The 23,051-nt window shown below is 37.7% G+C and carries 22 protein-coding genes, 1 tRNA gene and 1 riboswitch; of the genes, 16 read left to right on the forward strand and 7 right to left on the reverse strand.

Annotated elements, in window-relative coordinates; translation table 11 throughout:
- Positions 1–501: 501 nt before the first annotated feature.
- Complete coding sequence (locus tag ACFOUV_RS13490; protein WP_379497311.1) at positions 502–1,857, reverse strand: tripartite tricarboxylate transporter permease; 1,356 nt, start codon at positions 1,855–1,857, stop codon at positions 502–504.
- A gap of 3 nt (positions 1,858–1,860) precedes the next feature.
- Positions 1,861–2,127, reverse strand: a complete 267-nt coding sequence (locus ACFOUV_RS13495; RefSeq protein ID WP_379497312.1) for a hypothetical protein — start codon at positions 2,125–2,127, stop codon at positions 1,861–1,863.
- A gap of 155 nt (positions 2,128–2,282) precedes the next feature.
- Here ACFOUV_RS13495 and ACFOUV_RS13500 point away from each other — a divergent pair, with 155 nt between their 5' ends.
- The 7 genes from ACFOUV_RS13500 (at position 2,283) to ACFOUV_RS13530 (ending at position 6,836) form a co-directional block, all read left to right on the forward strand.
- Positions 2,283–2,897 carry a spore coat protein gene (locus ACFOUV_RS13500; protein ID WP_379497313.1) on the forward strand — a complete coding sequence of 205 codons (615 nt, stop codon included), beginning with the start codon at positions 2,283–2,285 and terminating at the stop codon, positions 2,895–2,897.
- 128 nt (positions 2,898–3,025) lie between these two features.
- Complete coding sequence (locus tag ACFOUV_RS13505; protein ID WP_379497314.1) at positions 3,026–3,820, forward strand: TIGR00266 family protein; 795 nt, start codon at positions 3,026–3,028, stop codon at positions 3,818–3,820.
- A gap of 83 nt (positions 3,821–3,903) precedes the next feature.
- The gene (locus ACFOUV_RS13510) at positions 3,904–4,074 is read left to right on the forward strand and encodes a YfhD family protein (RefSeq protein ID WP_379497315.1); all 171 of its coding nucleotides are present in this window, start codon (positions 3,904–3,906) and stop codon (positions 4,072–4,074) included.
- A 116-nt stretch (positions 4,075–4,190) separates the two neighbouring features.
- Entirely contained in the window at positions 4,191–4,646 is a 456-nt protein-coding gene (locus tag ACFOUV_RS13515; RefSeq protein ID WP_379497316.1) for a YueI family protein, read from the forward strand.
- 132 nt (positions 4,647–4,778) lie between these two features.
- Positions 4,779–5,024 (forward strand): DNA alkylation repair protein, encoded by a 246-nt coding sequence (locus ACFOUV_RS13520; RefSeq protein ID WP_379497317.1) that lies wholly within the window; start codon positions 4,779–4,781, stop codon positions 5,022–5,024.
- Positions 5,025–5,145: 121 nt separating this feature from the next.
- Positions 5,146–5,670, forward strand: a complete 525-nt coding sequence (locus ACFOUV_RS13525; protein ID WP_379497318.1) for a type 1 glutamine amidotransferase domain-containing protein — start codon at positions 5,146–5,148, stop codon at positions 5,668–5,670.
- A gap of 23 nt (positions 5,671–5,693) precedes the next feature.
- Entirely contained in the window at positions 5,694–6,836 is a 1,143-nt protein-coding gene (locus ACFOUV_RS13530) for a conserved virulence factor C family protein (protein ID WP_379497319.1), read from the forward strand.
- A 273-nt stretch (positions 6,837–7,109) separates the two neighbouring features.
- Here ACFOUV_RS13530 and panF read toward each other — a convergent pair whose 3' ends face one another.
- The 3 genes from panF to ACFOUV_RS13545 all read right to left on the reverse strand — a co-directional run bounded on the left by panF (position 7,110) and on the right by ACFOUV_RS13545 (position 12,721).
- Positions 7,110–8,549 carry a sodium/pantothenate symporter gene (panF, locus tag ACFOUV_RS13535; protein WP_379497320.1) on the reverse strand — a complete coding sequence of 480 codons (1,440 nt, stop codon included), beginning with the start codon at positions 8,547–8,549 and terminating at the stop codon, positions 7,110–7,112.
- 5 nt (positions 8,550–8,554) lie between these two features.
- Positions 8,555–8,833 carry a YhdT family protein gene (locus tag ACFOUV_RS13540; protein WP_379497321.1) on the reverse strand — a complete coding sequence of 93 codons (279 nt, stop codon included), beginning with the start codon at positions 8,831–8,833 and terminating at the stop codon, positions 8,555–8,557.
- A gap of 177 nt (positions 8,834–9,010) precedes the next feature.
- Positions 9,011–12,721, reverse strand: a complete 3,711-nt coding sequence (locus ACFOUV_RS13545) for a 5'-nucleotidase C-terminal domain-containing protein (RefSeq protein ID WP_379497322.1) — start codon at positions 12,719–12,721, stop codon at positions 9,011–9,013.
- 313 nt (positions 12,722–13,034) lie between these two features.
- On the opposite strand from ACFOUV_RS13545, the gene ACFOUV_RS13550 reads away from it, so the two are divergent.
- From ACFOUV_RS13550 to ACFOUV_RS13570, 5 genes are all read left to right on the forward strand, one after another.
- Positions 13,035–13,107 (forward strand) — tRNA-Ala (locus ACFOUV_RS13550).
- A 483-nt stretch (positions 13,108–13,590) separates the two neighbouring features.
- A riboswitch (TPP riboswitch) is annotated at positions 13,591–13,705 on the forward strand.
- A 95-nt stretch (positions 13,706–13,800) separates the two neighbouring features.
- Positions 13,801–14,289 (forward strand): energy coupling factor transporter S component ThiW, encoded by a 489-nt coding sequence (gene thiW / locus ACFOUV_RS13555; RefSeq protein WP_379497323.1) that lies wholly within the window; start codon positions 13,801–13,803, stop codon positions 14,287–14,289.
- A 142-nt stretch (positions 14,290–14,431) separates the two neighbouring features.
- Positions 14,432–15,238 (forward strand): bifunctional hydroxymethylpyrimidine kinase/phosphomethylpyrimidine kinase, encoded by an 807-nt coding sequence (gene thiD, locus ACFOUV_RS13560; protein ID WP_379497324.1) that lies wholly within the window; start codon positions 14,432–14,434, stop codon positions 15,236–15,238.
- A 24-nt stretch (positions 15,239–15,262) separates the two neighbouring features.
- Positions 15,263–15,886, forward strand: coding sequence for a thiamine phosphate synthase (gene thiE / locus ACFOUV_RS13565; RefSeq protein WP_379497325.1), 624 nt, complete (start codon positions 15,263–15,265; stop codon positions 15,884–15,886).
- Between the two features lie 213 nt (positions 15,887–16,099).
- Positions 16,100–16,867, forward strand: coding sequence for a MerR family transcriptional regulator (locus ACFOUV_RS13570; RefSeq protein WP_379497326.1), 768 nt, complete (start codon positions 16,100–16,102; stop codon positions 16,865–16,867).
- Positions 16,868–16,933: 66 nt separating this feature from the next.
- Here the strand turns inward: ACFOUV_RS13570 and ACFOUV_RS13575 are convergent, their stop codons facing one another.
- Entirely contained in the window at positions 16,934–18,415 is a 1,482-nt protein-coding gene (locus ACFOUV_RS13575) for an MDR family MFS transporter (RefSeq protein WP_379497327.1), read from the reverse strand.
- A gap of 344 nt (positions 18,416–18,759) precedes the next feature.
- On the opposite strand from ACFOUV_RS13575, the gene ACFOUV_RS13580 reads away from it, so the two are divergent.
- The 4 genes from ACFOUV_RS13580 (at position 18,760) to ACFOUV_RS13595 (ending at position 21,204) form a co-directional block, all read left to right on the forward strand.
- Positions 18,760–19,272: a hypothetical protein gene (locus ACFOUV_RS13580; protein ID WP_379497328.1), complete on the forward strand. Its 513-nt coding sequence runs from the start codon at positions 18,760–18,762 to the stop codon at positions 19,270–19,272.
- Positions 19,273–19,348: 76 nt separating this feature from the next.
- Positions 19,349–19,549: a hypothetical protein gene (locus ACFOUV_RS13585; RefSeq protein WP_379497329.1), complete on the forward strand. Its 201-nt coding sequence runs from the start codon at positions 19,349–19,351 to the stop codon at positions 19,547–19,549.
- Between the two features lie 225 nt (positions 19,550–19,774).
- The gene (locus ACFOUV_RS13590; protein ID WP_379497330.1) at positions 19,775–20,536 is read left to right on the forward strand and encodes a polyphosphate polymerase domain-containing protein; all 762 of its coding nucleotides are present in this window, start codon (positions 19,775–19,777) and stop codon (positions 20,534–20,536) included.
- Entirely contained in the window at positions 20,536–21,204 is a 669-nt protein-coding gene (locus ACFOUV_RS13595; RefSeq protein ID WP_379497331.1) for a DUF4956 domain-containing protein, read from the forward strand. The genes ACFOUV_RS13590 and ACFOUV_RS13595 overlap by 1 nt, the downstream gene beginning before the upstream one ends.
- A gap of 51 nt (positions 21,205–21,255) precedes the next feature.
- Here ACFOUV_RS13595 and ACFOUV_RS13600 read toward each other — a convergent pair whose 3' ends face one another.
- On the reverse strand, positions 21,256–22,812 hold the full coding sequence (locus ACFOUV_RS13600; protein WP_379497332.1) for a BCCT family transporter: 1,557 nt from the start codon (positions 22,810–22,812) through the stop codon (positions 21,256–21,258).
- Positions 22,813–23,051: the final 239 nt, after the last annotated feature.

Consider the following 23,051-nt stretch of genomic DNA (forward strand, 5'->3'; position numbering starts at 1 on the left):
TGTAAAAGTAAAAATATTTTCGTAATGTTTATTGCTTTTTAAGCATCGTAGAGTTGAGATAAAATGCGAACTAGAATTGGGAACTTCGGCGATCGCTCTGGGAAATACACTGCGCTTTTCGCGGGCGGCTGGTGAGCCTCTTCATGCTGAAGCATTTCAGAGTCTCACCTATGCCTTTCCTCCCGCAGAAGTCTCCGTGTATATCCCAGAGCTGGTTAGAAGATTGCTAATAATTACTATACTAGCGTAGCTAAAATAGCATCATACAACTTCACCAGTCCGGGTGAGAGGCGGGCGGTGACTCCTGCGGGAACAGCACGTGTCCGAAGACCAGAAGAGTGGTTTTCTCTTCGGGGCTGAGGCCGTGCCCGCGGAAAGCATCCGCCCAGAGCGAACCCGGACGGCGGAATAAGCACAAATCCTGGAAATACACATAAAGTTACTTCAGAGTTTATAGAAAATGCGATGATTAAAAGCAACAAAATTTAAAAAGGATTAGTGTTAAAAAACAAGATTGCTCACGATCCATGGCGCTGCATACAGCACCATGAATTGTACTCCATAATTAATGCCCCATCTATGTAATACCCCTGCAACCAAACCAATTAATAGCACACCGCCGATATTGATTAACCCTGCATCCATATAAGCTAACATAATAACAAGAGCTAAAAATACACCAAGTAAAGCTTCGTGTGGGATATATTTAAATACAAAAGTACAAATCTGCTGCGAATATTTAACGGTAACAAAGTACGTCAAGCTAATTGCTATGACAGCTCCAATAACTGTAGCAATAACAAAATCGCTCATTGATAAAATATGATGGAGGTTATGATCTTCCGTAAATACTGGAGGAGCATTAAATAAAGCCATACCCGGCCCTAATGCTGTTGGTGATAATGGGACACCAATAGCAATTAAAGGAATTAGTATACCTGAAATATAGGCAGCATTAGTAACACCATCCATACTGGAAATTGCTCTTGTTGCTCTTTTTATAGGATCCTTAATTCTACTCGATAAAACCTCTCCAAGGAATATTGTCATACCCGCCGGACTCATAAAAAATGTGAATACTCCAAGCACCGATGCAAATGCAGAAGAGATTGCCTCCTTTTTATCTAAAATTTTAAAAGGATTTGGAAATCCCTTCACCTTTTTTTGCTTCTTTAATACAATATCATTTGATTCTTTTCGCGGTAAATTACTGCGGATTTCATTATTTAGTAATTCAAGCAGTTTCAAAATAATTGGCCCTACAGTAATTCCGAGGAAAAACGAGGTGAACACTGTCGTATCTTCCGGAACCGCCCCTACTCCCCAATATAAATGCCGCAGTCCTTGAATCAGTAAAGCAAACGGTATAATGGAAAGTAATGCCAACCATCTGTTCTTTGTCATAAGGGCAAGAAATACTGCACCACCGAAAAATATTTGATTGGAATAACCTGCAATAGTATCTCCAAAAGGAATAAGTAAATTAGCAAGAATTAAACTTAGCGGAACAGCAATAATGGTGCCTATTACAGATCCCGATGCCATCTTACGAATACTTACATCAGGCATGCCTTTATTTTTTAATACCATTGCATGCTCTACCATCGGAGCCGATAAAACGCCTCCTGGAATCCCTGCAATCGCAACTGGAATGGAATCAGTGAGCTTTTTTGCTACAATGGCCGATATAAAGAAGGCCAAAACGGAAATAGGCTGCATTCCAGATAATACTAAAATCAGTGTAACAGGCATTAATACTGCAGTTTCATCTGTTCCAGGTGCTATACCAATTATGGTGTATAATACTGCACCAAAAATAGATACTGCTATTAACTCCATGATTAGTGATATGTCCATTGTCTATTTCTCCTCATCCTCAAATCTAAGTGTTCGTTTTGGCTTAATAATAAGACTGCTGATTACAAAACCAATAACAACCCCAACCAATCCATATAAAAGAGGTTTAGGTGGGTCGTCTGGGGCAATTAAATAACCGCCCATCGCAGTCGCTGCACAAAGGAAAATACTTAACAGTAAGTCCTTTATATCGACAACATCTTCCCAAACTTCAATATTATTAGCTTGCTTCCTATCTCGTCTCTCTTTTTCAGCCTTTTCATCCATCATGACTGGTCTCCTTTAAAATGCCTGATTGTCAACGGTAAAATTATACCGTTTTTTCATACGAAGAGCAAAATGTACAAATAGGTAATCATTTTATAATGAATAACTTATCTCCTTTAGTAAAAAATATCTTTGACTAATTAAAGGAGGTTTTTATTTTGCATAACCAACCACAAAGCCAAAATCTGCAAGGTACTTCACAGATGTCCGCAATGGAAAGTCATGGAGGACATGAAATGTTTGATGCACATGAAGCAATTTCAGGACTTATCGGTAGCATGGAACAATCATTGCTTTATGAACAGCATATCCAGGATCCGGAATTAAAAACAATGCTTCAAAAACACAAAACATATATGTCCCAAACGTATAATACGATTATCGAGACATTAAAAACCGGCCAAGAACCGAGTGTAAAAACACAAACCTATAATATGGCACAAAGTAATGATGTGCTTTATGGAATGAAGCCAACACAGCCAAAATCACCTGCCCAATCCGCAACGGAATTAAATGATCAATGTATCTCCAGTTTTATGATGGGGAATTTAAAGTCATGTGCTTCAGCCTTTACGATGACCGCTTTGGAAGCAACTAACCCGGTATTAAGAAGAGTGTTTGCAGATAGCGTGCCACATATCATTGAAATGGCTTACGAGATCTTTTTATACCAAAATAAACATCAGTATTACCAAGTACCTCAATTGAAACCTGAAGATATGCAAACTTATATGAATAGCTTCTCACCAATTCAAAATACAATGAAACATTAACCTAATACACAGAAGAGCTCTCAGATTTTTTGAGAGCTCTTTTTTATACACGTTATCGCTATGAATTTTGAATCTTTACCGAACTTATAACGTACTATTAGTTAATAACGACGAAGGGAAGTAAAAATATGAATAATCATGAGATTGACTACAAGCTACATGGTGATGATATGCAATTCGTAGAGGTTGAACTTGACCCAAATGAAACAGTCATCGCTGAGGCTGGAAGCTTAATGATGATGGACGACCAAATTCAGATGGAAACAATTTTTGGAGATGGTACACAGAGCCAAGGTGGGATCATGGGGAAATTAATCGGAGCTGGAAAAAGAGTGATTACTGGTGAGAGTCTATTTATGACAACATTTACGAACGAAGGCGTGGGCAAAAAACATGTTTCATTTGCTTCTCCATATCCAGGGAAAATAATTCCAATGGACTTAAGTGAAATCGACGGGAAACTAATTTGTCAAAAAGATGCATTTCTCGCAGCAGCTAAAGGTGTAGCTGTAGGAGTTGAATTTCAAAGAAAAGTTGGCGCAGGTTTCTTTGGTGGTGAGGGATTCATTATGCAAAAGTTAGAAGGCGACGGTATGGCCTTTGTACATGCTGGAGGTACAATCCATAAAAAAGTATTAGGTCCTGGTGAGACACTAAAAGTGGATACAGGCTGTCTTGTAGCAATGACAGGAACGGTGGATTATAATATTGAATATATCGGTGGCATTAAAACTGCACTATTTGGCGGTGAAGGGTTGTTCTTCGCCACATTACGCGGCCCAGGTACAGTATGGATTCAATCACTCCCATTCAGTAGACTGGCAAGCAGAATTTTTGCAGCGGCACCCGAGCGTGGAGGATCTAAAGGAGAAGGAAGCGTGGCCGGTGGTTTATTCGATATATTGGGTGGCGACAGGAAATAATTAAAGTAATACTTACCATGCAATAATGGAAGATAGTTGCACATACTATCCTATGTAACACTTTCTAAAACGAGGTGATTGACATGGGAAGAGACGACCATAAGAATAACAAAAATAATTATTTGGCACAAACACCTAAGAATTTAAAGTCGGATGGAATCGATGTTGAGTTTTCCAATGAATTTGCTGACTCAGATGACAAAGAAGCTCAAGCTAGAAGTCGTGCTGCAGATAAACGAGCGCATAAAAAATAATTTCTCTTGAAATGCGATTCATTCAATGAATGAGTCGCTTTCATTATTCGTTTATTGTATAAAATTATAGAATGTTGTACATTAGGAATAACCTAACTATAAGAAGGGTGATATTCATGAGCAAGAAGAGCGTTGATGATTATCTTACAGATGGACTATATGGAACACGCCTACCAAAAGAAAATGAACGAATTAAGTTTCTTGGCACGCTTAGAGAACGAATTGTTCTTGCACTTACAATCGGTCAAGTAATGACTGATTCTGGTATTAACAAACTCGAAGAAGCGATTAAGGAGAACCCGAAGGCACAATTACTTATTAACGGACATGTACCCTATCGTTTTTTAAAAGCAGAAAAAGCGTTGGCCAATAAATATAAAATTCATTATACAACCATTACAAATAACGAAAAAGATACTGATATTGGGGCTGTTCTAACCTACGACTATGCAATTGAGAAGGAGAATATATTTTTCGAAGAAGAGCAACAAAACGAAGAAAGTGAAGCTGTTTCCGAACCAGATGACCAAAAGTCAATCTTTAGCAAAGTTAAAAAATGGTTCGGTGTCTAATTTACCTATTTACATATTAAATATCCTTACCCAGAGCCCAAAAAGGCAATGGGTTATTTTTTTCCCTTCTAATGCCTAAAATTAATAAAAAAATATCTTCATTGGAATAATAAGCTTTGGAGGTGTTTTATAATGAATCAACCGTATCGATGTCCGAATTGCAAAACAAATCGTTCCAGGTTTAATATTATTGAGCAAGTTGCAAAACCAGTGAAGCTGAATGCCCAAACCGGGGAAATGTTGAATGAATATACAGACGAAAGTGTAGAAGTTTTCCATCATACTTATAAAGGGCCCAAGTACAAAATACAATGTGCTTCCTGTGGACTTGTTGAAAATGAAAATACTTTTGTTAAGTACGCTGAATACAATGGATAACATCATTTAATTTCTCGCCAATAGTTGAATATGCATTATCTCACTATGTACAGCATCATAATCGAAATCTCTTCGTTGCTCTGTTACACTGGATATATTATAAATATATGGAGGGATATGCATGCGCCTGCAAAATAAAAAGGTTATCGCGCTAGTGGAAAATGACTTTGAAGATCTGGAGCTTTGGTATCCAATTTTACGTCTTCAAGAAGAAGGTGCACAGGTCGATTTGATTGGTAAAGAAGCAAATAAGACATACATTGGGAAATATGGTGTCCCCGCAGAATCAGCATATGCTTTTACCGATATACAGGCAGATGATTATGATGCGATACTTGTACCCGGTGGATGGGCACCAGACAAACTAAGACGTTATCCGGAAGTAATTGAATTTATTCGTTCCATGGATGAAGCAAAAAAACCAATCGGACAAATTTGTCATGCAGGCTGGGTACTGATATCTGCAAATATACTACAAGGAAAGAAAGTAACCAGCACACCTGGCATAAAAGATGATATGACCAATGCTGGTGCTACATGGAGCGATGAAGCGGTTGTAGTTGATGGGCATATTATTTCTAGTAGACGCCCACCAGACCTCCCACCTTATATGAAAGCTTTTGCTGACAAGTTGGCAAGTGAATAAATGAGGCTAAGGAGGCATGCACGATGAAAATTATTTCCATTGAACCAACACCAAGCCCTCACTCCATGAAAATAAATGTAAATGAAGAATTATCTTCAGGTGAGAACTACAATTTTAATGAAAAAGATAATTTAGAAAATGCTCCGTACTATGTCAAACAACTTTTTGAAATTGAAGGCGTTAAAAATATATATCGGGTTGTTGATTTTATTGCTCTGGCGCGAAACCCAAAGACACCGTGGGAAGAACTTTTACCAAAAGTGCGGGATGTCATTGGTACAGAAGAAGAACTAGAACAACCTAACCATGCAACTAAACGGTTACCCGAAGATGCCTTTGGAGAAGTTAACGTTTTTATACAAATGTTTCGTGGAATCCCTATGCAAGTCAAACTAGAAGACGGTAACGAAGAGAAACGGTTGGGACTACCTGACATATTCACAGAGGCAGTTATGGAAGTTTCCCCTTCTTCTCCCAACGTGATTATGGATAGAAAATGGGTAGAACAACATCCACGATATGGCACGTTGGAGGAAATCGGTAACGATGTAGTTGAGGAACTTTCAGCAAGTTTCGATAAAGATCGACTGGATACTTTAGTTCGAATGGCTTTTGACGAAAATGATTCAAACGAAATGAACAAAAACAGCACGAAAAAAAGTCTCAATCTGGAAACGTTGGATCATCCTGATTGGAAAGTACGTTATGCAGCACTGGATCGTCTTAATCCTACTTTCGAGGACCTACCTTTGCTCGATAAAGCATTAGAAGATGAAAAATCATCAATTAGAAGGTTGGCAACTGCATATTTAGGGATGATTGAAGAACCGGAAGTGCTCCCCTACCTATATAAGGCATTAAAAGATAAAGCTGTAAACGTCAGGCGAACAGCTGGTGACTGTATTTCCGATCTAGGATTTAAAGAGGCGATGCCTGAAATGATTGAATCACTTGCTGACTCTAACCGAATTGTACGTTGGCGAGCAGCTATGTTTTTATTTGAACTTGGAGATGAAACAGCAATTCCATCACTGGAAGCAGCTGCTGATGATCCTGAATTTGAAGTACGCATGCAAATAAAATTGGCCATGGAACGTATTAAGGGCGGAGAGGAAGCAAAAGGTTCTGTCTGGCATCAAATGACACAGGCTACGAACGAGAGCTGACTTGAGTATATACTCATATCAGCTTTCTTTTTTTAAATTGGCACTTCTTTACATAATCATAGTATATATGTCTAAACATCCAGACAAGAAATTCAAAAATAATCTAATGTAACATCTGATTCAAAGGCTGTTTTCCAAAGACCGGGAAAAGCAGTTACTTCGCAGTTTATCTCAATTGCGAGAATTATAAAGCAACATACATTACAAAATCGCCTATTTAAAAAACCTCTTTCATGCAAAAAGAGGTTTTTAAATTTAGTTGATAATCTGTTATTACTTTACCAATGCGACTGTATTTTTCCGAGTAGCGAGACTTAAACCGACATATGCGAAAAATGCTAATACAATTGCGGTGACAACGGAATGCATACCGAATGGCTGTGGGTAAAATGATTCGAATAAAATATAGCTTCCAACACCTGTAACCATCGATGCAATTGCTCCATACTTATTACCCTTTTTCCAATAGAGACCCATAACTATCGGCCAAATAAATGCCGCTTCAAGTCCACCCATCGAAAATAGATTTAACCAAATAATTAAGTCTGGAGGGTTCAAGGACATTACAATGACGATGATTCCAATTACTGCTGTAACCCACATACTCATTCCCTTTACTTTGCTTTCCCTTGCATCAGGTTCCATGTAATTTAAATAAATATCTTTTACTATTGTTGAACTTACCAATAATAATAAAGAATTCACTGTGGTCATGATTGCTGCCATTGGTGCAGCCAATATGATCCCCGCAAGCCAGTTCGGCAATACCTGTTGCGCGACGAGTGGCATGACTGTATCACCTATTTCCACTCCCGGCATAACGGGTCTTGCAAATACTCCTATTAAATGCATATTAAGCATAATGAAGCCCACTACAATGGTACTTATCAAAATTCCCCGGTGCATAGATTTGGTATTTTTATAGGACATGGCACGTACTGCAATTTGCGGTAATGCCACCACACCAACACCTACCAATACCCAAAAAGATGAAACATATCTTGGCGTCAAATCACCATTTGCTCCAAAAGGGGTGATTAGATTGGGATTCTCGGCCGCAAGATCCGAGATAATGTTAGGTATGCCACCACCAGCGATAATGACAGCAATTAATAAGACTAGCGTACCGAAAAACATAACGATACCTTGTAGTGCATCTGTTAATGCTACCGCACGGAATCCACCTATTACAACATATACAAGCACCGATATCGAAAAAATAAATAATGCCGCAATATAAGGAAAGCCTGTTAATGATTGAATTAAACGCCCTCCACCAATCCATTGCGCTGACATAGCTGAGAATAAAAATATTAAAATACTAATGGCCGATAAAATGACAACCCATTTCGATTGATAGCGTTCTTTTAAAAAATCTACGATTGTAACCGCTTTATACTTGCGAGTTACGATAGCAAATTTTTTTCCTAATATCATTAACACAAAATAACCTGTAGACAGCTGAGTCATTGATAGTAATACCCAAGCAAGTCCCTGGTTATATGCCGTACCAGGACCACTTAAGAAACTACTGGCACTCCCATAAGTGGTTACCATCGTCATTGCCAAGACAAATCCACCTAGACTTCGCCCACCGAGGAAGTATTCCTGTAAAAATGAATTTGTAGATTTAACATATTTCCCTGCCCAAATTCCAACCACAAAAATTATTATGATAAATAATAATAACGGTAAAATAGCCTGCCAATTCATAAGTCCTAAATCTCCTCATCATCTAATGGTAAGTCTTTAAAAAATAACTTTAAAACAATCCATACGAGTATAACCATTACAACAAATCCAAGCACACAGCTGTAAAAAAACCATGCCGGGAGACCGAAAACATAGGAATATTCTGAAGGGTCCTTACTTCCTAATCCATATGCAAAAGCATACCACCAAACAAAGTTAAAAAGTACTAATCCTATACCAATTAGTGCCTCTTTATTTGCTATTTTAAATCGATAATCGTCCTGGTTGATAACAGGTTTATTCATTTAGATACCTCCTAAAACTACAATTGTCATTATAATCATTTATTTTTTACATAGTTCCAATATAATGTAAGTTAGATAGATATGTAAACAAGTATATGAAAAAGAAGGATACAACCACAATGGTTGCATCCTTCTTTCCTTTAGAGTAAATATTATATAACTCGATTTCCTTACTTGTTACTGATCGATACTAACCTTCAGCACTTTACTTTGAACATCAATCATTTCAAATGTCTCTGAACTAGTTCCATTCGTAACCGTTAAGGTCACTTCTTTTTCTTTCAGCAAATCTACCTGTTTTTTATTAAGCAGCAGATTTCTAGGTTTTTTCTCATTGTAAATATTGATCAATACGTGAGAACCATGGTCAACATCTTCCAGAACCTTCGTGTGAACTGTTGCAGTACCATTATTTTTCTTCGGTTCAATTTCTACTACTGGTGGATCTTCTTCTCCCGGCTCACCAGGTAGTTCATCTGTTTCTGTGATTCTTCCTTCAGAACCATAAACAATCGGATTGGATTCTGAACTGTTTAGGCTTTCTACAAATTCAACCATTGCATCAACATCAACCGGTCCCATAACTGGATTTTGGCCAAGGTCTTTAATTGGTCCATCGGATGTTCCCATATAATTATTAACGGTTAAAGTATATGTTTCATCATCATCAATTGGTGAACCATCTGGGAAAGTAATATCTACAACTTCACTTAACTCAGGGTTCCACGTATAATACAATCCACTAATACTGTAATCCGGTCCATAAGTTGGTGATAATTGTTCATTAATAATTGGGTATAGTTCAGCACCTGTTACTTCAACCTTCATTAAGGTATTTCCAAACGGGAGAATGTTATACAATTCTCCCCAAGTGACTTCACCTGCCAGTAAGTGGTCTCTAATTCCCCCTCCATTCTGCATTGCAAAATCACTATCCATATTTGCTTTCATTCCATCTGCAATTAAGTTACCCAAACCGTGATCACCATCGTTCGTATAATCACCAATCAGATCTTGTGCATTATATCCTACTACTTTGTTTATAATAGGTGCAATTTGTTCTGAATAATCGTTTAACGTTTCAGAAACTGCTTCATCAGCAGTATAATCACTTTGTTTCACAAATACGATTTCAGCTTCTTTATTTAAAATGTCTCCTGTATTTCGATCAATTTCTAGGTCCACATCTGCAAAAGCTTTTCCGTATTCAGAAGCTTGAACAATTAATTTATTATCTACAACAGCATCATTTACTGCATGATTATGTGCTGCAAAGATAACGTCTACTGCATCATCAACACTATTGGCAAGATTAGCCGCGGCACCAGTCGCCGCATCGCCAGATTGATAAGCTGGCATATGGGCAAGAACGATAATTGCTTCCACACCTTGCTCTGTAAGTTCAGTAGTTGCATCGTTGACTGCTTCTGCTTCATCTGTAAACGCAACATTCTCCAAGGAAGCAGGCATTACCATATTGACTGTTTCCATCGTATTGACACCGATAAAGCCAATATTCACGCCATCTACTTCTTCGATAACATATGGTGGTAAGAATGTTTCACCAGTATCTTCATATACACAATTCGCACAAATTACCGGGAAGTTCATTCCATCATAATCGTCTGTTCCTAAACCTTCTGGATGCTCTCCACCATTTACCATACGTAACAATTCTGGTAAGCCTTCATCAAATTCATGATTACCTACTGTTCCTACATCAAAACCGATTTCTTCCATAATTTCTACTGTTGGCTCATCCTGCAAAAGTCCAGAGACTGGAGAACTTCCTCCAATCATGTCACCAGCATGAATGATTAATGTATTTTCGTTTTCCTGTTCACGTTCTTTAATAGCGCTCGCTGTATAATCCATGCGTCCATACATATCAGAAATGCCATCTCCATCAGGATCAAGCATATACTCTTGATCAATTTTCCCATGTAAATCATTCATGCTCAGTAGCTGTAATTCCAGTATATTTTCATCTGGAGTTCCTTCATCCCCTACTGGAGTATATCCATACGATTCAGCCTCGTCAGCACTTGAGAAGAAGATTCGTTTCTCAACCGACACATCTGCCCAATCATTTGGTTCTACATATTCCATGGTGTTTGAATTTCCAACATAACGTAGGAATCCTTTTTGATCATCATTTGCACGGAATGCAAACGGCAATTCCAATAACGGATCTTCCGGATTCCAAATTCCTAATCCAGCATCTTGAGCTTCTTTCACTGCTTGCTGGTAAGTAGGATATGCTTCTTCATCAATTGGTGCAAGAAAGTATGTTGATGCATAACCTTCCTCTACCATTTCTAGATTGATGTTTAGCCCATCTTCTTTACGAATAACTTCTGCTAAAATTCTTCCATAATCATCTGTTGGCTCTTCTCCGATTTTTAGATAAATTTCATCTCCTGGTTGAAGAAGCTCTCCAATATAATTTGTTGCCAAATCACCATAGTATTTTTGATTTTCATTTATATCATCTCGAGCTGGGTCATCATTATGTGCAGCATACGTTTCTGCTGTATCCATATTCAGGAAGCGAACTCTCGTCTCACCGAAAACAGGCGTTTCTACACGGATTGTGTCTCCATCTGTTATTCTATCAACTGTAGTTTCATAGAGTCCTGCGGCGGTTGGCGGTTCCGGTTGTTCTTCTGCTACTTGCAGATCAGCCTGTTCTGTTGGGATAATCTGATAATCATTATATTGACTAACGATAGCGGTAATGTCATACCACATATCAGATTCTACTTGTGAGATATCCAGTGCATTCTCCATTACTCGTAAAATCGTTCCATTAAAATCTACATCTACCAAGGATACATTATATCCACCACCAGCTGGGCTGCCTGGGATATTGTTAATATAGCCATTAATCTGTACTAATTCTCCCTCATAGGACTCTGCAATCTCTGGATTTTGAAGATCTTCAAGGGTAATTTGCTGTGCTTCTGGTAATGTTTGTCCTGTTTCCAGGACATCAATCTCAGTTGGAATAACCTCTTTTAATCCATTATAGGAATCTAGTTCCCCAATAACTTGAACCCGATCCCCTTTTTGCAGGTCAGGTAACCCACCTTGTTCGTAAGCAAATAGATTAATGCCGCCAGTATCATCCTGTATGTAAGTTGTGAACTGGGAGCCATTACTGATTGCAGCATGATCTGCTGTTACGATTCCTTCGACAGTTACCACTGTTCCATCACTTAAGTTACGAGCTTCTTCAATGGAATATTCATCTCCTGGTTCACCAGGCTCACCAGGTTCCTCTGGTGGATCTGTTGGTTCCACGCCATCCATTGTATGACTGCCAAGGTATGCAAATGTATCACTAGCATAATCCATCCACTGTCCTTCATCATACGTTTCAGTTGGTACTGTGACTGATGAATTTCTTATCAGAGTCACATTTTTAGCATAATCATTATCTTCACCAATGGTACCTAGTATATCCGTAGGTTCTCCATTATTTGTTAAAGCAAGTGCATCATCACCATTAAAATTTATGACGGAGCCATTTACGATATCTGCTTGATCAAGAATTTTCTGGGTAGCACTTGTATGGGCAAGAGTCAGAACATCACCATGTGCAAGTGTACCGGAAAGTTCCATTGTCTCGTTTGCAGTAGACGCACCATTGCTATATAACTCTAATCCATAGTCTGATAAATCCACCTCACTACCCGTACCATTATAAATTTCTATTGCCTTGTTATAAGAACTACCTTCAATATACTCCGAAATAAATAAATCCTCTGCTGTCGCTTCATTACTTTCAGCAGCTGCAGACATAGAAAATACAGGTGTGAAATTCATAAATGCCAGCGCTAAAATAAGAAACATACTAACGGTCTTTTTAAAAGTTATACTCTTCATTGATACCCTCCATTTTTAGAATATTTGTTCCAGATGCGAGATTTTAAGACAAAATCCGCACCTGTCCTTCTTAAATATTGCATAAAAGTAAGAGGGTTACTATGAAATATTCGTAAACATTTGTAAATATATTGTAAATTCAGACCATTAGTACTATGTATTTATAAAAAGGGTTAATAAGTCCTTAGTTATTTTTTTGGTTTCAGTTCCATCGAAAGAGAAAAACAAAATGAGAGAACCAGAAAGGAGACATTACTTTAAAATTTTTCTTGAAAAATTGATAAAAAGTGGCTATAATCATAATTATGTGTACGGGGCATTAGCTCAGCTGGGAGAGTGCTTGCATGGCATGCAAGAGGTCAGGGGTTCGAGCCCCCTATGCTCCATCCTAAAATTAAAAAGGTTAGATAGGACTTGTAAAAACATCCTATCTAACCTTTTTAAGTATAATAAAAACATTTTTACTGAGAAGTTATGACTGCGTGGCAGAAACTTGATTAAGAAATGGGGCTGAACACACGATTTGAAGAATAACCTAGTGGTCGCTTTTATTTTACCTTTTTGATAATATTTGCATGTGTGTCCAGTTGATTCTGTGTATGTTTAAAGTTACTTCGTGTTTCAACAATAAAATCATCTAGTTTTAATTCGAAGCGATTTTGATTTTTTCCATCTTGGCTTGATTGATTGCCAATATATTATACCAGAAAACATTTCAAATTGTAGACTATATTTAGTCACTCTTATATTCTATATCGTATCATTCGCCTTCCACTCCACCTGGTAGAGTTATACCATGTTTTAAAGTTAATAATGACAAAAGTTAAATAATTTGGTAAGCTTAGAGTTGTATACACAATTATATAGCATGAAACTACTAGGGGTGCCCAAATAATATGTGGGCTGAGAGGAAAGCATACACTTTCCGACTCTTATGGACCTGATCTGGTTAATACTAGCGGAGGGAAGTAGTCGGACGTTTGTTATATCGTCTAATCTATTTTCAGCCTACCAAGCCAGGTCCATAAAGGATCTGGCTTTTTTGTTTAGTTTTTTACGAAAAATGGAGGGGGAATAATATGAGTCGAACGCTTTTGTTAACAACAATGGCAGTTTTTGTAGCAATTGGAACGATAGGTGCTCAGTTATTGTGGTTTCCAACAGGAATCGCACGCGCATATCCTGTTCAGCATGCAGTCAATGTCATGGCAGCTATCATGCTTGGACCAGGTCCTGCAGTTGCCATCGCATTTATGATTGGTTTACTTCGGAATATGCTTGGTTTAGGTACTTTATTGGCCTTTCCTGGAGGCATGGTTGGAGCATTTCTAGCTGGTTATATTTATAAAAAAGTTGGTAAAAAGGGATGGGCAGTAATTGGAGAAACGATCGGTTCAGGAGTAATCGGATCTCTTTTCGCGGTACCTTTTGCCCGCATTCTAATGGGTACCTCCGTTGGTGCATTTGCCTTTTTACCAGGATTTCTTGTCAGCAGCATTACCGGTGCTTTCATTGGCTGGTTTATCGTATCAAGGGTTAAAACCAAAAATTTAGCACGTATTAATTAGGAGGCTATATGATGACTTTTACTGATGTTTTAAGAAAAGGTGCTTCAGATGTAGAACGAAAAAGCTGTAAACTTGAACTAAGATTTTGGGAAATGGCATTTATATGTGAGGAGTTGCCATCAAAAAAGGTGGTGTCATCTCGATGAAACAAATACCTTGTTCCCTTACCATTGCTGGGACAGATCCTAGTGGTGGGGCAGGAATTCACGCTGACTTAAAAACTTTCCAGGAATTAAAAAGCTATGGTATGTCTGTTATAACTTCCGTAGTTGCCCAGAATACTACTGGTGTCCAGGACATCCATCATGTGCCACTTAATATGATTGAACAGCAACTGGATTCCGTTATAACGGATATGCCTGTTCATGCATTTAAGACTGGTATGATTGCCAATAAAGATATGATGAAAATGGTGGTTAGTAAGATTTCAAAGTTAAACGCTCCATATGTTATGGATCCTGTTATGGTTGCAACAAGTGGAGATCCATTAATTGAAGAGGAAGCACGTGATTTTCTAAGAAGAGAGCTTTTGCCATTAACTACTTTAGTAACACCGAATATCCCGGAAGCTGAATATTTGACCGGTAAAAATATTGAAACGGTTGACGATATGAAACAAGCTGCAGAGCATATTGTTGAGAACTTTGGTGCCGGAGCTGCACTTGTGAAAGGTGGCCATCTGAAAGGTGAAGCCATTGATTTCCTATATGATGGTTCAAGTCTTCATACCTTTTCCGCTAAACGAATTAATACTAAAAATACACACGGAACAGGTTGTACATATTCTGCAGCTATTACAGCCTATTTGAGTCAAGGTTTACCGTTAAATGAAGCCGTTAAAAAAGCGAAACATTTCGTTACGAAGGCAATTCAATATTCCTTTTCACTTGGATCTGGAAGCGGCCCAACAAACCACTGGGCAACACGAGGTGCACCTTCACTCGATTAAAATTTTCTAAAAGGGAGATAATGAATGTCACACTATATAAAACAAAGCTTGCGTAAATATTTTATTATGGGCAGCCAAAACTGTTCCCATGATCCTACAGAGATTTTAGAATCAGCAGCTGAAGCTGGAATTACAGCATTTCAATTTCGCGAAAAGGGACCCAAATCACTTACTGGCAATGCAAAGTTAGAATTAGGAAAGCAATTAAGAGATATATGCCGAAAACATCATATTCCGTTTATCGTTAATGATGATATTGATTTGGTAACCCCTCTAGATGCAGACGGAATTCATGTTGGACAAGAAGATCAATCAGTAGAAGAATTACGTAAAATGTTTCCTACTAAGATAATTGGGCTTTCTGTATCAAATTCCTACGAAGTTGAAAATAGTCCTCTACAGGTAGTTGACTACGTCGGTGCAGGGCCAATTTTTGCTACAAACACAAAATCGGATGCTAAAGCACCTGTTGGGGTTGAATGGATTACAACATTAAGAAAGCAGTTTCCAGACCAACCTATTGTCGGGATTGGGGGCATCAATACTGAAAATGCATTGTCTGTAATTGAAGCAGGTGCAGATGGTGTTTCCTTTATAACAGCAATTACAACTGCTAACGATATTAATCTTGCCGTACAACGTTTATAAACATTAACTTCTTTCTTTATGATTATAATCGAAATGAAAGTTCAATAGGGGGTGGAAATAACTTTATTTCTTTCACCCCCTTTTTGATTATTTATTTCGATTATAGTTGTGTAAGGAAGAATTTTTTTGATTTCACCACAAATGAATTCATATTTCCTATTGACCTTTACGCAACGTAAGGGTTTATGATAACAAATGTCAGGAGGGGCACATATGGAATACACGGTAAATAAATTAGCTAAAATTTCAGGCGTGAGCGGCCGCACACTCAGGTATTACGACCAAATCGGACTACTTAAGCCAGCAAGGATAAATTCTTCGGGTTATCGTATTTACGGACAGAAAGAAGTTGACCTGCTTCAACAAATCTTATTCTACCGTGAATTAGAAGTAAGTTTGGAAGAAATTGCTGACATTTTGAATGAGCCAACCTATGACCAAACTAAAGCACTCAAAAATCATTATAAAAAGCTGATGCAAAAACGCGCCCACCTTGACAAACTAATAGCAACGGTCGAAAGGACGATTGCAAGTAAAAAAGGAGGAACACCCATGCAGGATAAAGATAAATTTGCAGGTTTCAAAGATAATTTGATCGATGAAAATGAACAAAAATACGGAGAAGAAATTCGTAAAGCGTATGGCGATGAGACGGTTAATACCAGTAATGCAAAGTTAAGAGGTTTATCTGAAGAAGATTTCAAAGCGATGAATGACTTAGGGGAAGAAATAATGCTACTGCTTGAAAAGGCATATAAAACGGGAAATCCAGCCTCGGACTTGGCACAAGAGGTTGCTGCAAAACATAAACAGTGGCTCATGTATTCTTGGCCTAATTATTCAAAAGAAGCACATGCAAGTCTCGCAGAAATGTATGTTTCCGATGAACGTTTCACTGCTTACTATGACAAGGCTATCAAGGGTGGCACAGAATTCTTACAAGATGCGTTATTAATATATTTAGATAGGAAGCAAATATAAAGCAGGAAAAAAGAACCCCCTTTCAGGTCAAACATCTAAAAGGGGTTCATTTTGCATTCTACTTTTTTATTCTTTCTTTAACAGTTCCTCTGCTTCAATCGGTGCAGCACGATAAACAAAGAAAGCCATAATTACAGCAACAATTGACATCGCAAAAGCAATAAAGTAAACCAGCTCAACACCTGCCACCATTCCTTCATTTACTACCATCATGTCTGTTGGATCAGTTGAATTTTGCAAGAAATTACTTTGCCTTGCATTCATGATACTAATAAAGACCGAAACACCTATTGCCCCTGCAACTGGCTGTAATGTCGTCATAACTGCCGTTCCATGTGGATAAAGTTCTTTTGGAAGCTGATTTAATCCATTTGTCTCCGCAGGCATCATCGTTGCAGAAACAGAGATCATTAATAATATATACCCAACAATAATTACCCATAGCGGTGTATTTAAGTCTAACCTACTTAGCATAAACATAGTTGCACATAATACAAGGGTTGCAGGTACCATTAATACACGAGGTCCGAACTTATCAAATAGGCTCCCCATTATCGGTGACAAGGCACCATTTAAAATACTACCCGGTAATAGGACTAAGCCTGCTGTAGCAGCCGTTAAAGCTAAAGGTCCTTGCATATAAATCGGTAAAATAATCTCCGAAGCAAACATCGCCATAATGATAATCAAAAACAGGATCACCCCATGCGTATACATTGGGTATCGAAATACCCTTAAATCAATAAGGGGTTCTTTAAGCTTCAACTGCCTTAATGCAAAGAACAGCACAGCAATAAATCCTACCAAAATAACGGAATAAACTTTAGGATCCAAGAACCCTGCTTCACTTTCTCCTGCCGAACTAAAGCCATATACAATGGCACCAAACCCGATTGTTGATAAAATAAGCGAAAGGACATCTATTTTTGGCTTCGTAACTTCAGAAACATTGACTAAATAGTTATAAGCAAATGCGATGGAAAATAATGCAAATGGGATAACAATTATAAATAAATATCGCCATCCTAAATATTCAACAATGACTCCAGATAAAGTTGGCCCAATCGCCGGAGCAAACATAATGACGAGTCCAATTATCCCCATGATTTTCCCACGTCTGTGTGGTGGATATATTAATAAAAATACATTAAACAAAATTGGCATTAAAAGCCCTGTACCAATCGCCTGTATCAACCTACCTGTTAATAAAATAGGGAAAGTTGGTGCAAGTGCACATATCGTAGTTCCAATGGTAAAAATGACCATTGTACTCAAAAATAGCTGTCGTGTTGTGAACCATTGTAGTATAAGAGCTGAAGCAGGAATAACAATTCCCATCACTAACATAAATCCTGTAGCCATCCATTGTACAGTGGTAAGCGATACATTAAACTCATGCATGAGCGTAGTTAGAGCAATATTTAGTAAAGTTTCATTTAAAATGGCAAAAAAAGCACCAATTATAAGAGAGAGCATAATTGGCATTACTTTTACACTTGGATCATCAATCAGATATTCATACTTTTTTTGGTGATTATTATCATCCATACAAAAAACCCCTTTCTCTATACCGATAAAAAAATAATTATACCAACATCTCATAAAAGGCAAAGAGTTAATTGTATAGATCCTATATTATAATGTTGTTAGTTCTTCCATAAACATTTGTTCGTAAAATGCAAGATTATCTTACCACGCAATAGGACTCCTTACAAGATTATTTTCTCAAACATTTTGTTCGTCCATTACTCAGAATTCAAATTAAGATCATCTGTTTATATATCTTCTTCGTTGTTTTTTGCCCATTCTGCCAAAATTAATCCCCAACTGGACTATTCCCCCATATATTAAAGAGAACGAATTTCATAAGTGTATAGGGGAGGAAGTAATAGATGAGTTATAATCAACCACCATATGATGATGAGGAAAGACAATTTAATCTTCCAGGTTATTTACTAGGTCAATTTTTCGGTTCGGGAGGAACAGGAGGACCTGGCGGATTTCCTGGGGGACCCGGCGGATTCCCAGGCGGTCCTGGTGGGCCTGGGGGACCCGGCGGATTCCCAGGCGGTCCTGGTGGATTTCCCGGAGGACCTGGTGGATTCCCAGGCGGTCCTGGTGGGCCTGGGGGACCTCCAGGGAGCGGCCAACAAACTGGGGCACCAACAACTCCGCCACCAAGCTTCACACCAACACAGTCACAGTTTCAAACGTATGCCGTTGACCCTGGTGGAATACGTGGGTGTTTATTCAGATTTACGTATATTTGGTTAAGAAGGGATGCCTTCTGGTTTTATCCAACATTTGTTGGCAGAAATTCCATTGCCGGTTTTAGATGGACCGGATTCAGATGGGTATATTTTGGCATTGATTTAGACAGAATCGAATCCTTCCAATGCTTTTAGTGACAAGTGACATACTAATATAATCATACAATCAGCTCTTCATTTTTTTCATATGATAAAGTGAGGAGGGATGATAATGTATCAATTGGCATTAATTTTCTTGGCGGCGATTCTAGCTGGTTTCGCTCTAATTGCGGTTGCTACGAATGCTGCAGTAACATTTCTATCAGCGACTATTATTAGTGTACTTGTTTTCGTAGGAGCAATTGCTATTATTGTGTTCGCATTGGCATTAATCTATCTTGCGTTAAAAGCGCTATTCAATAAGCTCTTTTAATAGATGATCAGTAATAAATGGCAACTGATTATTATTACAAGAAGATAAGCTAATTTCAACTTATCCACTAAGGAAAAACGCAGGGCGCAGAGCTTTGCGTTTTTTTGACTTCCCTTCTTTACAATACATTAATATTTCCACATCACTTTATCAGTAAACTCTAATCTTCTTCACAGTAGGATTTTATGTTAAGCGTCTACTATTGTCGTTAGGAGGATGATTCGTATGGCCATAGAGATTTTTAGAAGAAAAGAACAAAAATATCTAATTACAAAAGAGCAGTATAAAAATTTAATTAACTTAATTTCACCTTATATGCGTCCCGACAAGTTCGGTCAAAACGGAAAGTATACCGTTACAAGCTTATATTTTGAAAGTAATGACCACAAAATTTATTTTGAAACGAAGAACAAATTGAAGTATCGCCAAAAGTTGCGTTTGCGAGTTTACAATGACACGGATATTACAGGAACAGCATTTTTTGAAATTAAACAGAAGCACAAAAAAGTTGTAAATAAACGAAGAATGCTCCTTTCACTGCAAGAAGCCTATCGCTACATCGAAATGAAGGAGGATTGCCTTGATAATTACGAAACATCAAATAAACAGGTACTCCGCGAGATTGATTATTTTCGGAATCTATATCAATTAAAACCAGAAATGATTGTCAGTTACGGGCGACATGCACTTCATGGTATAACTGATGCGGATTTACGAATTACATTTGACTTTAATCTTAGATGTAGGAATAATGACCTTTCACTGGAAAATGGAACATATGGAAGTCATTTTATTGATCAAAATCTAATAGTTTTAGAAGTAAAAGTAAACGACAGTGTACCACTTTGGTTAACACGCATCTTACAGGAACTAGACTGCGAACAAAGAAGTGCTTCCAAGTTCTGCACTAGTCTGGAAGTATTAAAAGATCATACAATTACAAATAATTCTGTTAAAGAAAACGTACTCATAGGAGGAAATATATAATGAATGACTTATTTCAAATTAATGGCAATGAATCTACTATATTTATGAGTTTGCTGGCAATGGCTGTAGCGACCGTTCTAAGTATTATTATTACAAAAATTTACCAAATTACCTTTACAGGAGAAAGGTATTCGCAAAATTTTGTTCATACGATTATTATTATGAGTGTCGTTGTATCCGTTGTTATGAATGTGGTCAGCGGAAATGCTGGAGTGGCGTTTGGATTATTTGCTGTCTTTTCCTTAATACGATTTAGGAGCGCAGTAACAGATGCAAAGGATATTGCTTACATCTTTTTCGGACTTTCCGTTGGGATGACAAGTGGTCTTTACCAATTTGATTTAGCAATTATCCTTACCATTTTTGCAAGTATACTATTTTACATCCTGTATAAACTTGATTATGGAAAAGGCAAAGATACCCAAATTCTAAAAGTTACAGTACCAGAAAATCTGAATCATGAAAACCTGCTGGAAGATGTTTTTAGCCAGTTTACCTTACATCATTCTCTTCGACAGGTGGAAACTACCAATCTAGGAACGATGATCATGTACACATATGCAATACGAAGCAAAAGTGAGACGAAAGATAAAGATTTACTCGACCGTATTCGTGAAAAAAACGCGAACTTAAAAGTCTCTCTCACATATTTAGAAAATCAACAATAAGAAAAAAGCCATACAACTTTGCAGATGAAAGTTGGATGGCTTGTATATGAATTAATATTTCTTATCTACTTTCTTTTTCATTTCACGTTGCCATACGAGTCCTTGTTCCAAAGCCATTTTCTTTGCTATTCTTGGTGCATTCCACAGAGGTGGCAGCAATAGTAATGACACTGGAACTGCAGTTATAACAATGGAGTTTTGTATGGATGCAATGCTGTTTTCTCCAATTGTTAGAATTACCATCGTTGTTGAACCAAAAATTAATGCCCAGATTACACGAAGCCAGCGTTTTGGATGATCATTCCCTGTGATAGTAGCAGCAACCGTATACGACATTGTATCCGTAGTTGTAGCTACAAACACAATAGAGACTAGAAGAAACCCTAAGCCCATTAATGTCCCCATTGGAAGTTGATCCGTAATCGCCATCACTGCAGCAGGCATACCGCCTTCATTCAATGCATTCGATATAGATCCAGGATTCTCATTTTCAAAAAATACCCCTGTACCACCAACAATGGAGAACCAAAAGTTATTTACAATCGGCGCCACAATCGATACCGCAAGAATTAATTCACGAATCGTACGCCCACGGGAAATTCTGCTAATAAATACAATCAACATCGGGGCATAACCGATAAACCAACCCCAGAAAAAGATTGTCCAGAATGAAAGCCAGCCCTCATCTCCACGATACATGCTCATCGTAAAGAAATTTTGCAGATGAAAACCTGTACCACCGACAAATGCATCCATGATAAACGTCGTAGGTCCAACTACAAGAACTATTAGTGCTAATAAAATCGTGAATTTAACATTCCAATTACTCAAATGGTAAATTCCTCGATCAACTCCTGTAGCAGCTGATATCGCAGCAATTAGAACAAGTACCATTACTACAATAATACTTACTGTTAAAGTGTTTGGTACATCAAATAAATGATTTAAACCATATGATATTTGTAATCCCAAAAAACCAAGCGGTCCTAATGTACCAGCAACCGTTGCTATAATGGAAAAAATATCAGCAGATGAACCGAGTAAACTATTATGATATATTTTTTCACCAAAAATCGGGTATAATAATCCCCTTGGTTTTAAGGGTAAGCCCTTATTGTAATGGACATACATCATAACAATTACCGCGAGAGTTCCCAAAATCGCCCAAGCTGTAAAACCCCAATGCATAAAAGATTGGGCAAAAGCAGCACTCGTATTATTAAATTGCCCACCGCCAAATAACGGCGGTGTATCTACATAATGATACATCGGTTCAGCAGCAGCCCAGAATACACCACCACTCGCAAGTAAGGTAACCAAAATCATAGAAACCCAACCAAAATAACTATATTTAGGTTTATCCTGCTTCCCCAACTTGACCTTTCCATATTTCGAAATAGCTAAACCAAGCCCAATAAAAAAGTTTGCAAGTAATAGTAATTGCCAATAAGCACCGAATAAATCGGATGAATAGGCAAATAATGTATTGACTACATCACCAACCATTTCATTATTTATTAATGATATGACAATAAATGCAATTAAAAATCCTCCACTAATTATAAATACTGGCCAATCAAGGCCCTTCTTCTTCTTCTTCGAATCCACGCTTTACCTCCTGATTTTATTAGGAGCAAGTATCCATAATATAAGTCTGCTTAGTCATTAAAGACCATCGGATGAAATTTGAATCGTTGAAATAGTTATAATCAACAATTCAATGACGATATTCCACCAACTTGCTCAATTTAGTAACACAAGTTTTCATTATAGATATTAATTATTAATCTTACAAATAATATACCCCACGTTCCACAATTGAATGCAGTACATTAATATTTTAGAAA

This window comes from Oceanobacillus longus (assembly GCF_042650085.1).
GTDB lineage: Bacteria > Bacillota > Bacilli > Bacillales > Amphibacillaceae > Oceanobacillus > Oceanobacillus longus.

What these genes read in the sequence shown, in the direction of transcription:
- ACFOUV_RS13490 (WP_379497311.1), bottom strand. Translation starts at nt 1,857, where the DNA reads ATGGACATATCACTAATCATGGAGTTAATAGCAGTATCTATTTTTGGT.
- ACFOUV_RS13495 (WP_379497312.1), bottom strand. Translation starts at nt 2,127, where the DNA reads ATGATGGATGAAAAGGCTGAAAAAGAGAGACGAGATAGGAAGCAAGCT.
- ACFOUV_RS13505 (WP_379497314.1), top strand. Translation starts at nt 3,026, where the DNA reads ATGAATAATCATGAGATTGACTACAAGCTACATGGTGATGATATGCAA.
- ACFOUV_RS13510 (WP_379497315.1), top strand. Translation starts at nt 3,904, where the DNA reads ATGGGAAGAGACGACCATAAGAATAACAAAAATAATTATTTGGCACAA.
- ACFOUV_RS13515 (WP_379497316.1), top strand. Translation starts at nt 4,191, where the DNA reads ATGAGCAAGAAGAGCGTTGATGATTATCTTACAGATGGACTATATGGA.
- ACFOUV_RS13520 (WP_379497317.1), top strand. Translation starts at nt 4,779, where the DNA reads ATGAATCAACCGTATCGATGTCCGAATTGCAAAACAAATCGTTCCAGG.
- ACFOUV_RS13525 (WP_379497318.1), top strand. Translation starts at nt 5,146, where the DNA reads ATGCGCCTGCAAAATAAAAAGGTTATCGCGCTAGTGGAAAATGACTTT.
- ACFOUV_RS13530 (WP_379497319.1), top strand. Translation starts at nt 5,694, where the DNA reads ATGAAAATTATTTCCATTGAACCAACACCAAGCCCTCACTCCATGAAA.
- panF (WP_379497320.1), bottom strand. Translation starts at nt 8,549, where the DNA reads ATGAATTGGCAGGCTATTTTACCGTTATTATTATTTATCATAATAATT.
- ACFOUV_RS13540 (WP_379497321.1), bottom strand. Translation starts at nt 8,833, where the DNA reads ATGAATAAACCTGTTATCAACCAGGACGATTATCGATTTAAAATAGCA.
- ACFOUV_RS13545 (WP_379497322.1), bottom strand. Translation starts at nt 12,721, where the DNA reads ATGAAGAGTATAACTTTTAAAAAGACCGTTAGTATGTTTCTTATTTTA.
- thiW (WP_379497323.1), top strand. Translation starts at nt 13,801, where the DNA reads ATGAGTCGAACGCTTTTGTTAACAACAATGGCAGTTTTTGTAGCAATT.
- thiD (WP_379497324.1), top strand. Translation starts at nt 14,432, where the DNA reads ATGAAACAAATACCTTGTTCCCTTACCATTGCTGGGACAGATCCTAGT.
- thiE (WP_379497325.1), top strand. Translation starts at nt 15,263, where the DNA reads ATGTCACACTATATAAAACAAAGCTTGCGTAAATATTTTATTATGGGC.
- ACFOUV_RS13570 (WP_379497326.1), top strand. Translation starts at nt 16,100, where the DNA reads ATGGAATACACGGTAAATAAATTAGCTAAAATTTCAGGCGTGAGCGGC.
- ACFOUV_RS13575 (WP_379497327.1), bottom strand. Translation starts at nt 18,415, where the DNA reads ATGGATGATAATAATCACCAAAAAAAGTATGAATATCTGATTGATGAT.
- ACFOUV_RS13580 (WP_379497328.1), top strand. Translation starts at nt 18,760, where the DNA reads ATGAGTTATAATCAACCACCATATGATGATGAGGAAAGACAATTTAAT.
- ACFOUV_RS13585 (WP_379497329.1), top strand. Translation starts at nt 19,349, where the DNA reads ATGTATCAATTGGCATTAATTTTCTTGGCGGCGATTCTAGCTGGTTTC.
- ACFOUV_RS13590 (WP_379497330.1), top strand. Translation starts at nt 19,775, where the DNA reads ATGGCCATAGAGATTTTTAGAAGAAAAGAACAAAAATATCTAATTACA.
- ACFOUV_RS13595 (WP_379497331.1), top strand. Translation starts at nt 20,536, where the DNA reads ATGAATGACTTATTTCAAATTAATGGCAATGAATCTACTATATTTATG.